The 19898-nt window shown below is 63.8% G+C and carries 18 protein-coding genes and 1 tRNA gene; 7 read left to right on the top strand and 12 right to left on the bottom strand.

The features are described from left to right. Positions 1–222: 222 nt before the first annotated feature. The gene (locus G3I74_RS12640; protein ID WP_239056898.1) at positions 223–1044 is read left to right on the top strand and encodes an inositol monophosphatase family protein; all 822 of its coding nucleotides are present in this window, start codon (positions 223–225) and stop codon (positions 1042–1044) included. Positions 1045–1053: 9 nt separating this feature from the next. On the opposite strand, the gene truB is transcribed toward G3I74_RS12640, so the two are convergent. From truB to G3I74_RS12610, 6 genes are all read right to left on the bottom strand, one after another. Beyond that, positions 1054–1947 carry a tRNA pseudouridine(55) synthase TruB gene (gene truB / locus G3I74_RS12635; protein WP_164212148.1) on the bottom strand — a complete coding sequence of 298 codons (894 nt, stop codon included), beginning with the start codon at positions 1945–1947 and terminating at the stop codon, positions 1054–1056. A 3-nt stretch (positions 1948–1950) separates the two neighbouring features. Then, positions 1951–2301 (bottom strand): 30S ribosome-binding factor RbfA, encoded by a 351-nt coding sequence (gene rbfA / locus G3I74_RS12630; protein ID WP_164211966.1) that lies wholly within the window; start codon positions 2299–2301, stop codon positions 1951–1953. Further along, complete coding sequence (gene infB / locus G3I74_RS12625) at positions 2301–4868, bottom strand: translation initiation factor IF-2 (protein ID WP_164211965.1); 2568 nt, start codon at positions 4866–4868, stop codon at positions 2301–2303. The genes rbfA and infB overlap by 1 nt, the downstream gene beginning before the upstream one ends. 27 nt (positions 4869–4895) lie before the next feature. Then, positions 4896–6401, bottom strand: coding sequence for a transcription termination factor NusA (gene nusA / locus G3I74_RS12620; protein ID WP_164211964.1), 1506 nt, complete (start codon positions 6399–6401; stop codon positions 4896–4898). Next, the gene (gene rimP / locus G3I74_RS12615; protein WP_164211963.1) at positions 6401–6904 is read right to left on the bottom strand and encodes a ribosome maturation factor RimP; all 504 of its coding nucleotides are present in this window, start codon (positions 6902–6904) and stop codon (positions 6401–6403) included. Before rimP ends, nusA begins: the two co-directional genes overlap by 1 nt. A 108-nt stretch (positions 6905–7012) precedes the next feature. After that, positions 7013–7089, bottom strand: a tRNA-Met gene (locus tag G3I74_RS12610). Positions 7090–7331: 242 nt separating this feature from the next. Between G3I74_RS12610 and G3I74_RS12605 the strand changes: the two genes are divergently transcribed. Further along, positions 7332–8045, top strand: a complete 714-nt coding sequence (locus G3I74_RS12605) for an SDR family NAD(P)-dependent oxidoreductase (protein WP_164211962.1) — start codon at positions 7332–7334, stop codon at positions 8043–8045. A 78-nt stretch (positions 8046–8123) separates the two neighbouring features. Continuing rightward, on the top strand, positions 8124–9113 hold the full coding sequence (locus tag G3I74_RS12600) for a hypothetical protein (protein WP_203594732.1): 990 nt from the start codon (positions 8124–8126) through the stop codon (positions 9111–9113). A 26-nt stretch (positions 9114–9139) separates the two neighbouring features. Here the strand turns inward: G3I74_RS12600 and sufU are convergent, their stop codons facing one another. The 6 genes from sufU to G3I74_RS12570 all read right to left on the bottom strand — a co-directional run bounded on the left by sufU (position 9140) and on the right by G3I74_RS12570 (position 14892). Next, positions 9140–9565 carry a Fe-S cluster assembly sulfur transfer protein SufU gene (gene sufU, locus G3I74_RS12595; RefSeq protein ID WP_164211961.1) on the bottom strand — a complete coding sequence of 142 codons (426 nt, stop codon included), beginning with the start codon at positions 9563–9565 and terminating at the stop codon, positions 9140–9142. A 27-nt stretch (positions 9566–9592) separates the two neighbouring features. After that, positions 9593–10858 carry an aminotransferase class V-fold PLP-dependent enzyme gene (locus G3I74_RS12590; protein WP_164211960.1) on the bottom strand — a complete coding sequence of 422 codons (1266 nt, stop codon included), beginning with the start codon at positions 10856–10858 and terminating at the stop codon, positions 9593–9595. Further along, complete coding sequence (locus G3I74_RS12585) at positions 10858–12063, bottom strand: SufB/SufD family protein (protein WP_164211959.1); 1206 nt, start codon at positions 12061–12063, stop codon at positions 10858–10860. The genes G3I74_RS12590 and G3I74_RS12585 overlap by 1 nt, the downstream gene beginning before the upstream one ends. 2 nt (positions 12064–12065) lie before the next feature. Next, the gene (gene sufC / locus G3I74_RS12580) at positions 12066–12818 is read right to left on the bottom strand and encodes a Fe-S cluster assembly ATPase SufC (protein WP_164211958.1); all 753 of its coding nucleotides are present in this window, start codon (positions 12816–12818) and stop codon (positions 12066–12068) included. 152 nt (positions 12819–12970) lie between these two features. Further along, complete coding sequence (gene sufB, locus G3I74_RS12575) at positions 12971–14416, bottom strand: Fe-S cluster assembly protein SufB (protein ID WP_164211957.1); 1446 nt, start codon at positions 14414–14416, stop codon at positions 12971–12973. A 26-nt stretch (positions 14417–14442) separates the two neighbouring features. Further along, positions 14443–14892, bottom strand: coding sequence for an SUF system Fe-S cluster assembly regulator (locus G3I74_RS12570; RefSeq protein ID WP_164211956.1), 450 nt, complete (start codon positions 14890–14892; stop codon positions 14443–14445). A 126-nt stretch (positions 14893–15018) separates the two neighbouring features. On the opposite strand from G3I74_RS12570, the gene G3I74_RS12565 reads away from it, so the two are divergent. The 4 genes from G3I74_RS12565 to murU all read left to right on the top strand — a co-directional run bounded on the left by G3I74_RS12565 (position 15019) and on the right by murU (position 19866). Further along, positions 15019–16284: a replication-associated recombination protein A gene (locus G3I74_RS12565; protein ID WP_164211955.1), complete on the top strand. Its 1266-nt coding sequence runs from the start codon at positions 15019–15021 to the stop codon at positions 16282–16284. A gap of 92 nt (positions 16285–16376) precedes the next feature. Further along, positions 16377–18215, top strand: coding sequence for a hypothetical protein (locus tag G3I74_RS12560; RefSeq protein ID WP_164211954.1), 1839 nt, complete (start codon positions 16377–16379; stop codon positions 18213–18215). Between the two features lie 2 nt (positions 18216–18217). Continuing rightward, positions 18218–19204: a phosphotransferase gene (locus tag G3I74_RS12555; RefSeq protein ID WP_164211953.1), complete on the top strand. Its 987-nt coding sequence runs from the start codon at positions 18218–18220 to the stop codon at positions 19202–19204. Continuing rightward, a complete protein-coding gene (gene murU, locus G3I74_RS12550) occupies positions 19201–19866 on the top strand; it encodes an N-acetylmuramate alpha-1-phosphate uridylyltransferase MurU (RefSeq protein WP_203594731.1) in 666 nt (221 codons plus the stop codon). The genes G3I74_RS12555 and murU overlap by 4 nt, the downstream gene beginning before the upstream one ends. Positions 19867–19898: the final 32 nt, after the last annotated feature.

Raw genomic sequence — 19898 nt, 5'->3', positions numbered from 1 at the left:
AGCTTGAAACCTGGCGAACTGCCGTCGCCCCGGGCGCTGTCGAGCCAGCGCAATGGAATTTGGACCCACCGCTTCCGAACCATAAAAAGATGCTAACGCACGCCCCGAATCACGGTCGGCGATTCCGCGGTATTCGTCGCGATGGGTCTGCCCGCGGCCGAAGCAAAAAACGGGGGTTCTGCTAGCATAGCGGACTATCCCAGACCAGCAAGAGCGACCGCCTTGTCCAATCCCTTCATCAATATCGCCTCGGAAGCCGCGCGCAAGGCCGGCGGCCTGATGCGCAAGTACCGCGACCGGCTCGACAGCATTCCGGTCGAGCGCAAGGCGCGGCACGATTACGTCAGCGACGTCGACCGGGCCTGCGAGCAGGTCATCCGCGAGCACATACTGCGCCTGCACCGCGATCACGCCATCCTCGGCGAAGAAAGCGGGCAGACCGGCGACAGCGACCACCTCTGGATCATCGATCCGCTGGATGGCACCAGCAACTACCTGCGCGGGATTCCCCACTACGCCGTCTCCATTGCCTTGAAGATCAAGGGCCGCATCGAGCACGGCGTGATCTACGATCCGGTTCGGGACGAGATGTTCACCGCCAGTCGCGGCGAAGGCGCGTTCTTGAACGATCAGCGCATCCGGGTTTCGGGCCGCCGCGAGCTGGCCGGCGCCGTTCTGGGTACCGCCTTTCCGTTCCGGGCGCGGCGTTTGATGACGCCGTACCAGGGCATGTTCGACGCCCTGTTTGAAAAGATCGAGGACGTGCGCCGCGCCGGCGCGGCGTCGCTGGACCTGGCCTACGTGGCCTGCGGGCGCCTGGACGGCTACTGGGAGCTCAACCTCAAACCCTGGGACGTGGCGGCCGGCGCGCTGCTGGTCCAGGAATCCGGCGGCGTGGTCATGGACATCGCCGGTGGCGAGCGCTGGCTCGACAGCGGCCACATCATTGCCGCGCCGTTCAAGCTGGTCACCCCGATCCGCCACGCCGTCGAGCCACACCTGACCGAGGGCATTCGGGCGCGGCTGGGGCGGGCCGACGCCTGAGGGTTTTGCTCAGTCGAGCGCAACCCGGAACAGGCGTTTCGGCTGCAGCGCCCCGCGCCCGTCGCTCTGGCCGATGCCGATGAATCCCTGCGGCGCGTAAAGACGCACCAGGCCCTCGGCCGCCGTCGCCAGGCCCGCCAACCGCTGGCCATTGAGCACTCGCGCAGCCTGGTCGGGGTCGAGCTCGATCGCCGGCAGTTGCAACAACGCCTGGTCCGGCGGCTTTAGCCGGGCGCGCGCGTCAGCGCTGTCCATGGCCAGCAGCGCTTCGAGATCTACGGCATCGGCGATATCAAACGGCTCGCTGTGGGTGCGGCGCAGCGCGCTCAAATGGGCGCCGCAGCCCAGCTGCTCGCCCAGATCACGGGCCAGGGAGCGGATGTAAGTGCCCTTGGAGCAGCGCACCCGCAGTTCAATCCGATCGTCTTTGCGGGACAGCAAGACCAGGTCGTGAACGGTGACCGCGCGCGCCGGTCGCTCGACGGTCTCGCCACGCCGGGCGAGCTGATACAGGCGTTCACCGTCGCGCTTGAGCGCTGAATACATCGGCGGCACCTGCTCGATGGCGCCCCGGAAGCCGGCCAGGGCGCGCTCCACGGCCTCTTCGTCGAGCACCGGTACGGGGCGGCTTTCGACCACCGCGCCCTCGGCATCATCGGTCTCGGTGGTCACGCCGAGGCGCACTTCGGCCCGGTAGGTCTTGTCGCCGTCGAGCAGATAACCGGCCACCTTGGTCGCCTCGCCGAAGCACAGCACCAGCAGGCCCGAGGCCAGCGGATCGAGCGTGCCAGTATGGCCCGCCTTGCGCATGCCAAGGGCGTGCTTGGCCCGACCCAGGGCCGCGTTGGAACTCAAGCCCACCGGCTTGTCGAGGAGCAGGATGCCGGAAACCAGGGGAAGGATCTCTTAGCTGCGGGGCTTGCGCGCGGCGGCCAGCAGCTGTTCGATGCGCTGGCCCGACTCCGAGGAGGTGTCGTGAATGAACTTCAGCGCCGGAGTCAGGCGAAGGCGAATCCGCTGGCCCAGCTCGTGCCGGACCTGGCCGGCGTGTTCATTGAGGAAGGCGATGATTTCCGGCGCCTGTTCGATCTCGAGCACGGCGACATAGACCTTGGCGTGGCTCAGGTCGCGGGCGACTTCCACATCGGTCAGGCTGATCAGACCGGTCGGGAGTTCATACTCGAACGAGCGCTGAAGAATATCGGCCAGTTCGCGCCGCAGCAGTCCGGCGACGCGTTCGGAACGCGGACCCGACATCAGTCCAGGGTCCGCTGCACTTCAACGCGCTCGAAGCACTCGATCTGGTCGCCGACCTTGACGTCGTTGTACTGCTTGACGCCGATGCCGCACTCGGTGCCGGCCTGGACTTCAGAGACATCGTCTTTGAACCGACGCAGCGATTCCAGTTCGCCCTCGAACACCACCACGTTGTCGCGCAGGACGCGGATCGGGTTGGCCCGCTTGACCACGCCTTCGACCACCAGGCAGCCGGCGATCGCGCCCAGCTTGGAGGAGCGGAACACATCCCTGACCTCGGCCAGGCCGAGGATCTGCTCCTTCGTCTCGGTACCCAGCAGACCGCTGATCGCCTTCTTGACGTCGTCGATCGCATCGTAGATGACGCTGTAATAGTTCAGGTCCAGATCGGCTTCCTGGATGATCTTGCGGGCCGAAGCATCGGCGCGAACGTTGAAGCCGATGATCACCGCGCTCGAGGCCTGGGCCAGGCTGGCGTCGGACTCGGTGATCCCGCCCACGCCGGAAGACACCACGTTGACCTTGATTTCGTCGGTCGACAGTCGGGTCAGCGCGTCGCGCAGCGCTTCCACCGAGCCCTGGACATCGGCCTTTATGACGAGGTTGACGTTCTGCACTTCGCCAGTCGCGCCTTCGCTCATCTGGTCGAACAGATTCTGCAGCTTGGCGGCCTGCTTTTCGGCCAGACGGCCTTCGCGGGCTGACTGCTTGCGCTGCTCGGCCGCATCCCGCGCCTTGCGCTCATCGGCCACGGCGAGCACGTCGTCACCGGCATTCGGCACGCCGGACAGTCCCAGCACCTCCGCCGGAATCGAGGGCCCGGCCTGCTCGATGGGCTGACCTGTCTCGTCGAACATGGCGCGCACCCGACCGTATTCCTCGCCGGCGAGGATCATGTCGCCGCGATGCAAGGTGCCGTCCTGGACCAGAATGGTGGCGACCGGTCCACGGCCCTTGTCGAGCGCGGATTCGACTACCACACCGCGACAGCGGCGCTCGGGCGCGGCCTTGAGTTCCAGGACTTCCGACTGTACCAGGATGGCGTCGAGCAGAGCATCGATGCCTTCTCCGGTAATCGCCGAGACAGGCACGAAGATTTCTTCCCCGCCCCATTCTTCCGGCACCACTTCCTCGGCCGACAGTTCGGACTTGACCCGGTCCTGGTCGGCTTCGGGCTTGTCGATCTTGTTGACGGCTATGATCAGCGGTACGCCAGCGGCGCGGGCATGCTGGATGGCTTCCTTCGTCTGCGGCATGACGCCATCGTCGGCGGCCACGACCAGCACGACGATATCCGTCGCCTGAGCGCCGCGAGCGCGCATGGCGGTAAAGGCGGCGTGACCCGGAGTATCCAGGAAAGTCACCACCCCGTTGTCGGTCTTAACGTGGTAAGCGCCGATATGCTGCGTGATACCACCCTGTTCACCGGCCGCCACCTTGGCCCGGCGAATGTAGTCCAGCAGCGAGGTCTTGCCGTGGTCAACGTGACCCATCACGGTCACCACCGGCGGACGACCCGCCTTGGCCATGCCGTCATCTTCCTCTTCGGCCACCAGTTCCTGTTCGATATCTCGAGCCTCCGCCGGCCGGGCATCGTGGCCCATTTCTTCGGCCACCAGGATGGCCGTGTCCTGATCCAGGCTCTGGTTAATGGTCACCATGCTGCCCATGCCCATCAGGGTCTTGATCACCTCACCGGCCTTGACCGCCATCAAACGGGCCAGGTCACCGACGGTGATGGTTTCCGGAATCTCGACTTCGCGCTTGACGGGCGCCACCGGCTTCTGGAAGCCGTGTTCGGTGCCGACCGAAGTCGTGGCTGAACGACCCTTGCGCTTGGGCTTGCGGCGCTTGGACTTGGGCGTGACATGGAGTTCTTCGCGACCGTAGCGGGTGCGGCTGTCTTCCGGCCCCTTCGGGGTCGCCGTGCGCCGCTTGCGCTCGGCTTCGCGCTCGGCCGCCTGGCGGGCCACCTTGGCCTCGACCCGGGCCTGAGCCTCGGCCAGGGCACGTTCCTTCTCCGCTTCCACCCGGCGCGCTTCCTCTTCGGCCTCGCGCTGCTTGCGGGCTTCTTCTTCCTGCTTGGCCTGTTCTTCCTGCTCCCGCTGCCGGCGCTCGGCCTCCTCGCGCTCTATGCGTTCGGCTTCCTCGCGTTCCTGGCGGGCGTCTTCCAGCGCCCTGGCCGCAGCCTCACGCTCGGGGTCGGTCTGCTCCTGCTCAGCGATCGCGCCGCGCTTGACATAGGTTCTTTTCTTGCGGACTTCGACATTGACCGTGCGCGAAGGCGCCGCGCCCCTTCCCCGCGTCCGGCCGGCCCCGGCGGTGGGCACCTTGAGCTCGCTGAGCGTCTTGCGCTTGAGTGTGACCTTGCGCGGACCGGTGTCTTCGCCCGCATCATCCTTGCCGTGGGCCGTGCGTAAATGAGTCAACAGCTTCTTCTTGTCCTCATTGGTCACCGCTGCCGAAGGATCATCGACCTCGATCCCGGCTTCATTGAGCTGGGCGATCAGGCGATCGACGGCGACGCCCAATACTTCAGCCAGTTGCGTAACGGTGACCTGAGACATTCAATGTTCCTTGATTTCGTCTAAAACTTATTCTTCGGCGAACCAGTGCGCCCGGGCTTTCATGATCAGCTCGGCAGCCAGTTCGGGATCGAGATCCTCGACCTCCTCGAGTTCATCCACGGCGCACTCGGCCAGATCGTCCCGAGTGCAGATTCCGTGCTCGGCGAGGCGAAAGGCCAGGGCCTCGGTCATGCCATCCAGTTCCAGCAAGTCCTGTTCGGGACGATGCTCTTCAAGCTGTTCTTCGGACACGATCATCTGGGTCAGCAAGGCATCGCGAGCGCGCTGCCGCAGTTCAGCCACGATGTTCTCGTCAAACTCCTCAATGGCCAACAACTCAGACTCCGGCACGTAGGCAACCTCCTCGACGTTGGTGAAGCCCTCCGCGACCAGAATGGAGGCCAGTTCTTCGTCGACGTCGAGCTTGGTCATGAACATTTCGAGCACGCTGCGCGATTCGGTTTCGCTTTTCTGCTCGGCCTCCTCAACGGTCATGACGTTGAGTTGCCAGCCGGTCAGCTCGGAGGCCAGGCGCACGTTCTGTCCGCCGCGTCCGATGGCCTGGGAGAGGTTGTCCTCCTCGACCGCGATGTCCATGCTCCTGGAGTCCTCGTCGACCACGATGGAATGCACTTCCGCCGGCGCCATCGCGTTGATCACAAATTGCGCCGGGTTGTCGTTCCACAGGATGATGTCGATGCGCTCGCCGGCCAGTTCGTTGGAAACGGCCTGGACGCGCGAGCCGCGCATGCCGACGCAAGCCCCAATGGGATCGGTGCGCTCGTCGAGGGCGTTGACGGCAATCTTGGCGCGTCGACCGGGATCGCGTGCCGCACCCTTGATTTCTATCAGACCCTGATTGATTTCAGGCACCTCGAGCCTGAACAGCTCGATCAGAAACTCGCTCATGGTGCGGCTGACGAACAGCTGCGGTCCGCGCTGATCGGGTCGAACTTCGTACAGGTAACCGCGCAACCGATCCTTGGGTCGCGCGGTTTCGCCGGGGATGGTATGCCGAGAGGGGATAAACGCCTTTGCGTTTTCGCCCAGATCGAGCACCACGCCGCCGCGCTCCATGCGCTCGATCTGGCCGTGGATCAGTTCACCGACCCGGTCGGAATAGGCTTCGACCACCTGTTCGCGCTCGGCCTGGCGCACTCGCTGAACGATGACCTGCTTGGCGGCCTGGGCCGCGATGCGCCCGAACTCCGGCGGTTCCATCGGCTCTTCGATAAAGTCTCCGACCTCGAGTTCGGCATCGTGCTCGCGCGCTTCCGCCAGCCGGATCTGGCGATCGGTCGACTCGAGTTCCGCTTCCTCTTCGTCGTCCGACAGCACTTCCCAGCGGCGGAAGGCATCGTAGTCACCGGTGCCGCGATCGATCTCCACCCGGACCTCGATATCCTCGGGATGGCGCCGCTTGGCGGCCGAAGCCAGCGCCGCTTCGATCGCCTCGAAAATAGTCTCCTTGGCAAGACCTTTTTCGTTGGATACAACGTCGACGACCTGCAGTATTTCCTTGCCCTTGTTCATCACGACATGTCCGCTCGATTATCCTCATGCCTTGCGGCAAATAGTGCTTCCAGGTCCGGCGCCAGGTGCGCACGGACCATGTCAGCGACGGCCAGCTCGACGGCCTGACCGTCGACCTCCAGGGTCACGGTCCGATCATCGGCCGCGACGATGACGCCCTTGAAACGTCGGCGATTGTCAATCGGTACCGCCATCTGCACCGAGGCTGTCTCACCAACGAAGCGGGCGAAATGCGCGCCGGTAAACAGCGGTCGCTCCACGCCCGGTGAGGAGACTTCCAGGGTGTATTGCCCTGGCACAGGCTCCTCGACATCCATCAGCGCCGACACCTCCCGGCTAACGCGCTCGCAGTCTTCCACCCCGATACCATCGGGTTCGTGATCAATGAACACCCGCACCACCCGATTCTTCGGGTTCGGCAGATACTCGACCCCGACCAGCTCGTAGCCCAGATCGTCGATGATCGGCTCCAGCAGCGCCTGCAAGCGATCGGAAATTGCCATGGATGCGTTCTTGCCTCCTTGCAATCCTTGGCCCCGGCCATCGCGCCGGGGCCAATACGAAAAAAGCCCCTTTGAACCAGGGGCTTTTTCCGAGTTTCTCAAAAAACCTGGTAGCGGGGGCAGGATTCGAACCTGCGACCTTCGGGTTATGAGCCCGACGAGCTGCCAGACTGCTCCACCCCGCAATCGAGCTAGAGATTATAACCAGAGTGATGGATTCTGGCAACCGCCATCCGACAATTTTCCGCTCCGCTTCCGATGTCCCGGCCGACCCGGCTATACTCCGGGCTGTCTCAAACGGTTCAGAGATCTTCTACCGTGGCCGCCGCGCAAGGCCATGGATTTCAGCGTCCATCAAGCTGGCTTGATCAGTACCGGCGTATCCTCAAGCTTTTCGAACGCACTATCGGGGAGACTCAGTAAGATCATGAATGTATTCATTACCGGAAACAGCAGCGGCCTGGGTCTGGGCCTGACCGAAGCTCTAATGGAGCGCGAGGCCATCGTTTGGGGCATGAGCCGGCGCGGCTGCTCGCTCAAACCCCGCTTCGACGACGTCATCCGCGACCGTCAACAGGACCTGGGCCAGCTCTCGACCCTCAGCGAAGGTCTGGACCGGCTGCTGTCAGACTGCCTGCGGCTGGACCTGGTCATCCTCAATGCCGGGTTACTCGGACGGATCCAGGACATCCACATGACCGACGTGCACGACCTGGAACACTTGATGCGGGTCAACGTCTGGGCCAACAAGCTGATCCTGGACTGGCTGATCGAGCGCCAGATTCCGGTCGACCAGGTCGTCGCCATTTCCTCTGGTGCAGCGGTCAACATGAACTATGGCTGGGGTGGCTATTCCCTGTCCAAGGCCGCGCTCAACAACCTGATCCAGCTCTACGCCCATGAGATGCCGGACACCCACCTGACCGCCCTGGCCCCGGGGCTGGTCGACACGGCCATGCAGGACTACCTGTGCGGTGAGGTCGATAGCGAGGAATTTCCGTCCGTACAGAAACTCAAGGATGCGCGCGGCACCGACCACATGCCCGATGCGCGTCAGGCCGCGGAAACCATTCTTGACCTGCTGGGTGAGCTGAGAGAAACCCGGCCATCGGGCGCCTTCGTCGACATCCGCAAGCTCTGAGCAAAATGATTGGCAGGGTTTTTTGACGGTTTTCGTTAAACAAGACTGGAACCGCTGAAAAACCAGGGATCACAAGCAATGGACTTCAAGATTGGAGAGATTCTCAGCCTGATGGGCAAGACCATGCCGTTTCTGGTCTTCCGCTTTTTGATCTACTTTGCCATCACATTCGCCTATATCGTGCTGACCGGGGTTGGCGCCGGGGTCGGCTACGGGATCGGCATGATCGGCGGGGAGCCGGGCGGCTTCAGCTTCTTCGGCGGGCTGGTCGGTTTCGGGATCATGTCGGCGATCGCCTACATGTTGCGCGAATACCTGCTCTACATGGTCAAGGCCGGCCACATCGCGGTGCTGGTGGAGCTGATGGAGGGCAAGGAACTGCCGCAGGGTCGCGGCCAGATCGATTACGCCCAGCAGATCGTTCGCGAACGCTTCGCCCAGTCTTCGATCCTGTTCGGCATCGATCAGCTGATCAAGGGCGTGCTCAAAGCCTTCAACCGGCTGTTCTTCACCGTTACCGCCTTCATCCCCATTCCGGGCCTGAAGAGCATCGTCGGCTTCATCAACACCATCGTCAACCTGTCGTTGACCTATCTCGACGAGGTCATCCTTTCGTACAACCTGCGCACCCGGGCCGACAATCCCTGGGAGGCCAGCCGCACGGCGCTGGTGCTCTACGCCCAGAACTACAAGGCCTTCCTCAAGAACGCCTTCTTTCTGGCTTTCATCATCTGGGGCCTGACCTTGCTGGTCTTTCTTGTCATCCTCGGACCACTACTGGCGCTGGTCTCGGTCATCCCGGCCGTGGCCGGACCGCTGACCCTGATCTTTGCCCTGGTCTTTGCCTGGGGCGTGAAGCAGTCGGTCATCGAGCCGATCGGCATGACCGCGCTGATGCAGGTCTACTTCAAGGTCACCGAAGGGCAGCAACCCAATCCGGAATGGGAGGCCAAGCTCGAGGGCGTCTCGAGCAAGTTCGGAGAGTTCGGGAAGAAGGCCCGGGAATGGGAAGCTGACCAGGGTGCGGTCACCAGCGAAGAACCGCCCCAGGCCAGCAGCGCCGGCTGATCCGGAAGCGATCTTGCCCGGGTCGCTCAGGCCTTGCTCGACAGTGCCTTGACAACGGTTTGCCAGGGCAGGCGCGCGTTGCGCACGCGCGCCGGGAATTGGCCAACGGCGCGCAGACAATTGATCTCGCCCAGTACCGGGTCGTCGGGCAGGCTGGCATTGCCGAGCAGCTGACGGAAGCGCTCGCCGGCTTCCTCGACGGCGACGGCGCTTCGGCCCGCCAGCCACTCCATCAGCATCGAGGCACTGGCGGTGGTGATGGCGCATGCCGTGCCGGAGAACATCGCCTCCTTGACCCGGCCTTCAGAAACCCGGAGTTCAACCAGGATGTCGTCTCCGCATAACCCGTCTCGGCCCCGGGCGCTGTGGGTGGCGCCAGCCAGACGACCGAAGTGCCGAGGGCAGCGATTGTGGTCGAGAATGACCTGCTGGTAAAGCCGATCGAGCGCCATGGCTCGATATTCTACGCCGTGCCTCGCTCAGGCCAGCATCTGGCGGGCCTGCTCCAGGCCCTTGAGGAATACATCGATTTCGGCGTGCAGGTTATAGGCGGCAAAAGACACCCGAGCGGTGGCCGGCACGCCGAAGAACTGCATGACCGGCATGGCGCAGTGGTGGCCGGTGCGCAGCGCCACGCCGTGATGATCGATGATGGTGCCCAGATCGTTGGGATGGACGCCGTCAAGGGTAAACGAGATCACCGGGCCCTTTGCGGCCGCCTGGCCGATGATGGTCAACCCGTCGATCTCCGTCATCTTGTCGGTGGCCAGCTTCAGCAAGCGCTGCTCGTGGGCCTTCATGCGCTCGATGCCGGTCTCCTCGAGCCAGCGAATGGCAGCGCCCAGGCCAATCGCGCCGGAGATATTGGGAGTACCGGCCTCGAAGCGGTGAGGGATGTCGTTGTAAGTGGTGCCCTCGAAACTGACCCACTGGATCATCTCGCCACCGCCTTGCCAGGGCGGCATGTCCTCAAGCAGCGCTTCGCGCGCCCACAGCGCACCGATCCCGGTCGGACCATACATCTTGTGCGCCGACAGACAGTAGAAATCGCAGCCCAGGGCCTGCACGTCCACGACCTCGTGCGGCGTGGCCTGCGCGCCGTCGACCAGGACCGGAATGCCGTGCGGTGACGCCAGCGCGCAGACCTCGGCCACCGGATTGACCGTACCGAGCGCGTTTGAGACGTGAACCACGCCGATCAGCTTTGTTCGCTCGCTGATCATCTCGGCCATGGCGTCGAGCATCAGCTCACCGCGCTGATTGATGGGGGCGACCTTGAGCACTGCACCCGTGCGCTCGCACAGCATCTGCCAGGGCACGATGTTGGCGTGATGCTCCATGTGCGTAATCAGGATTTCGTCGCCGGGCTTCAGGCGCGGTTGCAGGTAGCTGTTGGCGACCAGGTTGACCGCCTCGGTGGTCCCGCGGGTAAACACGATCTCGCGCTCCGAGGCCGCATTAAGAAAGCGCCGGACGTCTTCGCGCGACTGCTCGAACGCTTCCGAGGCTTCGACCGAAAGCTGATGGACGCCGCGGTGGACGTTGGCGTTGTAGCGCCGGTAGAAATCATCCATGGCCTCGATCACGGCCAACGGCCGCTGCACCGTGGCGGCATTGTCGAAATAGACCAGCGGCTTGCCGTGTACTTCGCGCGCCAGCACCGGAAACTGCTCGCGCAGCCGCATCACGTCGAGCGGATCTCGAACGCCGTCGCCGACAACGCTTACTGGAGCGGCCGAACCCATCACAGCACCGAGTGGAGGTCCGCGTTAAGCCACTCACGCACCGCTGCAGGCTGGGCCTGCTCCAGCGGCGCGGCGGCAAAACCGAATTTCAGCAAGGCCATCGCCTGGTCGACCGGCAGACCGCGCGAGCGCAGGTAGAACAGGGCCGAATCCTCGAGCTGACCGATCGTTGCACCATGGCTTGCGGTGACCTCCTCGGCGTAGATCTCAAGCTCCGGCTTGGTGTTGATCCGTGCGTTCTCGCTCAGCAGCAGGTTGGCGGTGTTGAGATCGGAGTGGCTGTCGTCGGCGCCCCGCTGGATGTGAATGCGGCCGTTGAAGACGCCCACGCCGCTGCCGTCAGCCAGGATGCGGAAAGACTCGCGGCTGTTGGTGTGACCGACTTCGTGGTCGATGGCCGTGTGCCAGTCCACGTGCTGGCGAGAATCAACGAAAGCAACCCCGTCGATTTCACCGTTGGCGCCATCCTCGAGCAGGTGCACGGCCAGGTCCTGGCGGACGAGGCGGCCCGCCAGTTCCAGCGCGCAGCAGCGGTAGTCAGCGTCGGCGGCCACCGACACACGCGTGCGCTGTACCCAGACCGACCCCGCGTTGCGACGGCTGATGACGTGCCGGAGCCGGGCGCCGCGCTGCAGCTCGATGTCCTGAACGATGTTGACAAGACCCTCGCCGTGATCGCGCTGCTGCTCGATCAGGACCGCCTCGGCGCCGCTCGCCACCTCGATCTTCAGCCGCGGATGGACGCTGGCGGAAAACCCTTCCGGCAGGGTCATGGCCAGCACCAGTGGCCGGTCGAGCACGGATTCGATCACCAGTTTCCAGGCCTGTTCGAAGCGCGCCAGGTTGAGCCATGCCATGGCCCCGGCCCGGTCGCCGTAGTCGAGGTTGACCAGCTCGACCGGATCGATCGGCTCCAGGCGCACGCCGGCCGGCAGATTGGTGGGCGCTTCGTCGACCAGGCCACCGTCGAAACGAATGACATCGGCGGAAAAAGGCAGCGCTTCGGGCGAGGCAACGACATCGCCACTGGCCGTGGACAGCTCACGCTTTTCCAGCAGCTTGAGCGAGGTGTACTTCCAGGCCTCGGTCTTGAGATCGGGAAAACCATGCTGCATCAGGCGCTGATGGGCGCGCCGGCGGATGTCTGCATAGCGGTCATCGGCCAGTGTCGATTCCGGTGCCAGTTGTTCCAGGATCGCCGACATGATCAGGCCTCACTGCCTTCTTCAAGAAACGCGTAGCCTTCGGCTTCGAGGCGCTCGGCCAGCTCCTCACCGCCGCTCTCGACGACCCGCCCGTCGGACAGCACGTGAACACGATCGGGGGTGAGGTAATCGAGCAGGCGCTGATAGTGCGTGATGACCAGAAACGAGCGCTTGCCGTCGCGCTGGGCGTTGATGCCCTCAGCGACCAGCTTCAATGCGTCGATGTCCAGACCGGAGTCGGTTTCATCAAGCACCGCCAGCTTCGGCTGCAGAACCGCCATCTGGACGATCTCGTTGCGCTTTTTCTCGCCGCCCGAGAAGCCTTCGTTGACCGCGCGCTTGAGCAGCGCCTCGTCCATCTTCAGGCTTTTGAGCGATTCGCGGACCGCCTTGAGAAAGTTCATCGAATCGATTTCTTCCTCACCGCGCGCCTTGCGCTGGGCGTTGAGTGCAGCGCGCAAAAAGTAAGCGTTGTTCACGCCCGGAATCTCGACCGGATACTGAAACGCCAGGAAAAGCCCCGCGGCAGCCCGTTCTTCGGGCTCCATTTCGGCCAGGTCTTCGCCTTCGAATTCGACCGATCCGGCGGTGATGTCGTAGCCTTCGCGGCCGGCCAGGGCATAGCCCAGGGTGGACTTGCCCGACCCGTTCGGGCCCATGATGGCATGCAGCTCGCCTGGCCCGATCTCCAGGTCTACGCCCTTGAGGATTTCCTTGTCGTCGATGGCGACGTGCAGATTACTGATTTTCAACATTTTTTAATTCAACCACAGATAAACGCGGATTAACGCAGATAAAGTTTTCTAACGGCAGCCGTTCGCGCCGCAGTGCCAACACCGCAGAGTCAGCAGCCGTGACCGCGGACTCAAATCCGCGATCATCGGCGTTCCTCTGCGGTTTCATGTCCTTAACCCACCGCTCCTTCGAGCGAGATTTCCAGCAGCGCCTTGGCCTCGACGGCAAACTCCATCGGCAGCTCCTTGAAGACTTCCTTGCAGAAGCCGTCGACGATCATCGCCACGGCGTCTTCCTCGTCCAGCCCGCGCGAGCGGCAGTAGAACAGCTGGTCTTCGCCGATGCGCGAAGTCGTGGCTTCGTGCTCGATTTTCGCCGACGCATTGGCCGACTCGATGTAGGGGAAGGTATGCGCCCCACACGTCTTGCCGATCAGCAGGGAATCGCACTGGGTGTAGTTGCGCGCGTCGTGCGCCCGCTTGGCCATGCGCACCAGGCCGCGATAGCTGTTGTTGCTTTTTCCGGCCGAGATGCCCTTGGAGATGACCTTGGAGGTGGTGTTTTTCCCCAGGTGGATCATCTTGGTCCCGGTATCGGCCTGCTGGTGGTTGTGGGTCAGAGCCACCGAGTAGAACTCCCCGGCCGAGCGATCGCCCCGCAGCACGCAGGAGGGATATTTCCAGGTAATCGCCGACCCGGTCTCGACCTGGGTCCAGGAAATACGCGAATCGTCTTCCCGGCAATCGCCCCGCTTGGTCACAAAGTTGTAGATGCCACCCTTGCCGTTCTCGTCGCCCGGGTACCAGTTCTGGACCGTCGAGTACTTGATCTGTGCCTTTTCCAGCGCGACCAGTTCAACAACCGCGGCGTGCAGCTGATTCTCGTCGCGCATCGGCGCAGTACAGCCCTCGAGATAGCTGACATGGCTGCCCGGCTCCGCCACGATGAGGGTGCGCTCGAACTGCCCCGTGTCGCGGGCATTGATTCGGAAATAAGTCGACAACTCCATCGGGCAGCGCGTGTCTTTCGGGATATAGACGAACGAGCCGTCCGAGAACACGGCCGAATTCAGCGCGGCGAAGTAATTATCGGTGTAGGGCACGACCGAGCCCAGGTACTCGCGCACCAGGTCGGGGTGATCCTGAACCGCCTCGGAGAAGCTGCAGAAGATGACGCCGGCTTCCTTGAGCTCCTTCTGGAAGGTCGTGCCGACCGAGACCGAATCGAACACGGCATCCACCGCCACGCCGGCCAGGCGCGCGCGCTCGTGCAGCGGCACGCCCAGCTTGTCGAACGTCTCGAGCAGCTTCGGATCGACCTCGTCCAGGCTTTTCGGCCGGTCCTTCTGCTTGGGCGCGGCGTAATAATGGATGTTCTGGAAGTCGATCGGCGGCAGATTCAGATGAGCCCAGTTCGGGCCGACCATGGTCTGCCAGTGGTGAAACGCTTTCAGACGCCATTCCAGCAACCATTCCGGCTCATTTTTCTTGGCCGAAATCATGGCGACGATTTCCTCGTCCAGTCCGGCGCGGATGCGGTCGGAATCGATGTCGGTGTAAAAGCCGGCCTTGTAGCGTTGCTGGATGACCTGCTCGACTTGCTGTGCTGTCTGGTTCATAAAAAAGACCTTCCGGAAATTCGGGCTTACATGATCTTGAATGTCGCAACCGGCGTCACTGCCGGATCGCTGCCGAGCGGCTGGTACAGATCGCGCAGCGTCAACCGCTCCAGCGCCTGTTCCACCGCCTGGCCGATGCGCTGCCAGTTGCCTCGCAACGTGCACTGCGACTCGTGCGCGCACAACCCCGGCTCCAGGCTGCACTCGGTCAACGCGATCGGGCCTTCCATGGCGCGCACGATGGCCGCCACCGAGGTCTGGTCCGGGGACCGAACCAGCTGATAGCCACCGTTGACGCCGCGTACCGAGCGCACCAGACCTGACTTGGCCAGCGTCTTGAGCACCTTGGCCGCCGTTGGCAGCTCCAGCCGCGTCTCTTCGGCAAGCTGGCTGGCCGGCACGCAGTTTTCCTCGCGCTGGGCGAGCGCCGCCAGCAGCACGGTGGCGTAGTCGGTCAGTTTGCTGATTCTCAGCATGGCAAAACGGTTGCCTCCTCAATCGCGCCGCGAATTTGTGGTCGGGCCGTTCGGGCCCGCTGCAGCGCATTTATATTATGCGTTCGAGGCGTCAACGAAACAAGACCAAATTGGTATGAATTCAGCATGAGCACGACCCAGCCAATGGCCGACCTGCTTCGACCCAGCCATCTTGACGAGGTGGTCGGACAGTCTCACCTGCTCGGCGAAGAGGGCCCCTTGCACGGCATGCTGGAGACCGGCCGCCTGCAGTCGCTGGTGTTCTGGGGACCACCGGGCACCGGCAAGACCACCCTGGCCCGGCTGCTCGCCGGCGTCGGTGATCTCCACTTCGAGCCCATCTCGGCGATCTTTTCCGGCGTGGCCGACCTGCGCAAGCTGTTTGCCCGTGCGCGCGAGCGGCGCGCGGCCGGCCAGGGTACGCTGCTGTTCGTCGACGAAATTCACCGCTTCAATCGGGCCCAGCAGGACGGGTTCCTGCCTTACGTCGAAGACGGCACGGTCATCCTGGTGGGCGCGACCACCGAAAATCCGTCCTTCGAACTCAACGGCGCGCTGCTGTCGCGCCTGCGCGTCCTGGTGCTGCGCCGACTGGATGCGGCCGCCCTGGAAACCCTGCTGGGGCGAGCCGAAACCGCGCTGGGCCATCCCCTGCCTCTGACCGCAGAAGCACGCGAGATGCTGATCACCCTGGCCGACGGCGACGGACGCTACCTGTTCAACATGATCGAGCAGATCGCTTCCAGCCCCGCCGAAGTCATCGATCCAACGGCGTTGCTGCGTCTGGTGCAGCGGCGCGCGCCAGCCCACGACAAGGATCGCGAGGGCCACTACAACCTGATCTCGGCCCTGCACAAATCGCTGCGCGGCTCGGACGCCGATGCCGCGCTCTACTGGCTGGCGCGTATGGTCGCCGGCGGCGAAGACCCGCTCTACATCGCCCGACGGTTGATCCGGTTTGCCAGCGAAGACATCGGCCTGGCCGACCCCGACGCGCTGCGCCACGCCCTGGCCGCGCGCGATGCCTGGCACCTGCTGGGGGCCCCGGAAGGCGAACTGGCACTGGTCCAGGCCGTGATCTACCTGGCCACCGCGCCCAAGTCCAACGCCGCCTATCGTGCCTGGAAGCAGGCGCGCAGGAGCGCCGAGCAGCACGGCTCGCTGATGCCGCCGGCCCATATCCTGAATGCCCCCACGCGCCTGATGGCGGAGCTGGGATACGGCCAGGGGTACGCCTACGACCACGACACCGACAGCGGTTTTTCCGGCCAGGACTATTTCCCCGATGAACTGCCGCGCCAGCACTACTATCAGCCGGTCGAACGCGGCTTTGAGCGCGAGATCTCGCGCCGGCTCGCCTACTGGGCGCGCCTGCGCTCTTCCCAAAACTGATCCAGCGGCACGAGAAACCCTGGACATTCTGGTCTGATACCGGCACGACAGTCGTGTGAAAATGGCCGTCAGGGCCCGTTGACAGTCAGACCATGAACAGCGACAACTTTTCATTCAGCTTTACCATTCCCGGACATGGCGCCGGGACGAGGTCTCGCTACATCGCCAGACCCTTTGAAGCCCAGCCGCTCGGAGAGGAAACAATCATCCTGGCGGCCGGCGCGCGATCCACGGTTCAAGCCCCGCTGTTCTACGCGCAGATGCTTGCCCACTGCAGCGAGTTCAAGAGCCTCGACGAGCACGCTGCTTCAGTGATGCGCACCTTTGGCTTGCCCGCCGAGCAGCAGCCCGCAGTCCGCCAGGGGCTCGAAGGCCTGGTCGAGCGTGGCCTGTTGCAGGATGAGCAAAGCGTTTACCAGGGCCTGGGCTCAAAGCAGACCGCCGAAGATGTCGCGCCGGCTCCGATTGAGTCCCTGTGCATTCGCACCTGTAACCGTCCGCGGGATCTTGAACGCCTGCTGGCCAGCCTCGCCGGAAAGACAGAAGGAACCGGCCTCCGGCGCATCCTGGTACTGGATGATGCTCGCAGCAAAGAGTCAATGGCAGCGACGGCAGACGTTCTACGGAAATTTGAAACTCGCCTCGATGCAGAGATTTTTCACATAGACCGGCAAACCCGCCGCCAACTGACAACAAGCTTTGCCGCGCGTGCCGGGGTGGAGACACGGCATCTGCAGTGGATCATTGAAGGTGACGAGGATGACCCCGAGGCGAGTTACGGGGCCAACCTCAATCTCGCGCTTTTGCTGACCGCCGGCGAACGCTTTCTCATGATCGATGATGACGCAACCCTGGACCCCTATGCGCTGCAGACGCCCGAGGACAAGCTCAGCTTGCGCGTCGCTCACGAGTTCGAGGTGCGTTTTCCGGACCCGAACAAACCCGAGACCGAACAATATCCCCGGCTTGATCTCAACCCGATCATGGCGCATGACGGCATGCTGGGACACCCCGTGGCCGCGATCGCCGCACGCCACGGCCTGCAGAATGGTCATCTCCTGGCTGATTTGTCCCCGCAGATGATCCATGACTTCACCCTGCGGCCGCGCATCCGTCTGACCACCAACGGCACGCTGGGCGATTCGGGGACGGGCGGCATGATGTGGCTCTATACCCTGCCCGCCCGGCAGCTCAAACCCTGGTTTGCCTCCCGAGAGCGTTATCACCAGCTTGCGCTCGGCCGGCGGGTCGCGCGAAGCACATCGGAAACACAGATTGCTTCCAGCGTCTCGCTGATGACCACAACGCTGACCGGCGTCGATAATCGCGAGATGCTTCTGCCGGTGCCGGCCAAGGGCAGAGGAGAAGACCTGCTCTTCGGCGTCGGCATTCGATACCTCTATCCGGGCACGCCTTGCTGCGCTCTCCCCTGGATGCTTCCCCATCGGCTCGATTCGCCGAGACAGTGGACCACCGACAACCTGTCGCAGCGGCAGGGCGCCAGCGTTGTCGGCTATGTCAGCGCCGGAATCGAAGATCTGGCCGACGTGAAAATGCCCGATGACTCGCTGGCCAGAACCCGCGTGTTGGCCGAATGGCTCCAGGGGCTGGCAGAAATGCAGCACCCGGCTCTGCTCAACGACCTCCGCCGTTACGTCGTGCAAAGACGCGCCGATGCCGCGCGCAATATTGGCGCGACCCTGAATGATCTCGAACAGGATCAGCTTCCGGCCTGGCTGCGCGAGGACTTCACACGCATGATCGACAGACAGAAAGGCCTGGCAGAAGACGAGGAAGAAAGTCTCGCCAAGCTGGTTCCGAAGGTCCGGCATTTCGCCGCGCAGATGGGCAAGACCTTGCCGGCCTGGATGACCGCGTGGCAATGGGCCGCCGGCACCGAGTTTTCCGAGCGCACGGGGTTCAAACGGTGACCGTGCCCTCGCGACGTCAAAGCGCCGAGTCGTGGGCCGCTGACGTGCTTGGCTGGACCGCCTGGCAGTCGGCGGCCATCTCGTCCGACGCCAGCTTCCGCCGCTACTACCGGCTCGTCTCGGAGGACCGTTCCGTGGTGGTGATGGACGCACCGCCGGAAAAAGAGCCGGTCACGGCCTTTCTCGACGTTGCCGCTCGCCTGCACGCCGAAGACCTGCATGCCCCGGACATCCACGCTGCCGACGTCGAGCAGGGGTTCGTCTTGCTCGAAGACCTGGGGCCGCGGCCCTACCATCAGGTGCTCAAAAGCGACAACGCCGACAGCCTGTTCGGCGATGCGCTGGCCGCCCTGCGATCCATGCAGACCCGGGTCGCAAGCGCGGGCCTGCCCCTCTACGATCCGGCCCGGCTGCTGCAGGAACTGGCCCTGTTCCCGGACTGGTTTCTGGCCCATCACTGGCAGATCGAACCGACCGACGACGAACTCGACGCCTGGGACCACGTTTGCGCCCTGCTGATCCGCTGGGCCCAGGACCAGCCGCAGGTGTTCTGCCATCGCGACTTCATGCCGCGCAACCTGCTGGTAAGCGACCCCAACCCCGGCATCATCGATTTCCAGGACGCCGTGCTCGGCCCGATCAGCTACGACCCGGTGTGCCTGTTTCGCGACGCTTTCTTGAGCTGGCCGCAGGCGCGGGTCGACGCCTGGCTGGAGGACTACCGCGTGGCCGGTCGCAAAGACGGCCTGGCGCTGCCCGAGTCGGCCGAGCTGTGGCGCCGGACCTGCGACTTCATGGGCGTCCAGCGCCACCTCAAGGTCATCGGCATCTTCGCCCGCATTCGCTACCGCGACGGCAAACCGGCCTACCTGGAAGATACCCCGCGCTTTTTCACCTATCTGGACCAGGCCATCGCCCGCAACCCGGAGTTGGCGCCGCTGCAAAGCCTGCTCTCGGCCTGGCGGGCGCGAAGACGCCTGCGCCAATGAAGGCCATGATTCTGGCTGCCGGGCGCGGCGAGCGCCTGCGCCCGCTGACCGACCGCACCCCGAAGCCCCTGATCGAGGTCGGCGGCAAGCCGCTGATCGCGCACCATCTCGAACGCCTGGCAGGCGCCGGTTTCGACCAGGTCGTGGTCAACCTCGCCTGGCTCGGGGAGCAGATCGAACAGGCGCTGGGCGACGGATCGTCGTTTGGCGTGGACATCGCCTACTCGCGCGAGCCGGCCGGCGCGCTGGAAACCGCCGGCGGCATCATCCACGCTCTGCCGCTGCTGGGCAATCAGCCGTTTTTGATGATCAGCGCGGACGTATTCTGCGACTACCCGCTAGACCGGCTGCGCAGCCGACCACTGCAGGGCCTGGGCCACCTGGTGCTGGTCGAAAATCCCGCTCATCATGAGCAGGGAGATTTCGCGCTCGACGCTCAAAGCCGGCTGGTCAACGGGGCGCCGGCATTCACCTTCTCCGGCCTCGCGCTACTGCATCCGGCCTTGTTTCATGGCCTGGCGCCGGGTCGACTGGCGCTGCGCCCGGTCTTTGAGCAGGCCATGGAAAACGAATCCCTGACCGGCGAGCTTTACCAGGGCATCTGGTCGGACGTCGGTACCGCCGACAGACTGGCCGCGATTCGCCGCCAAATCGCAACTTGAATTGCGATGGCCACGGCCACCGGCTACACTCA

The sequence above is a fragment of the Wenzhouxiangella limi genome, from assembly GCF_010499265.1.
GTDB classification, from domain to species: Bacteria; Pseudomonadota; Gammaproteobacteria; order Xanthomonadales; family Wenzhouxiangellaceae; genus Wenzhouxiangella; species Wenzhouxiangella limi.
The sequence above is the reverse complement of the archived record's forward strand: the minus strand, read 5'-3'. Positions and strand labels throughout refer to the sequence as shown.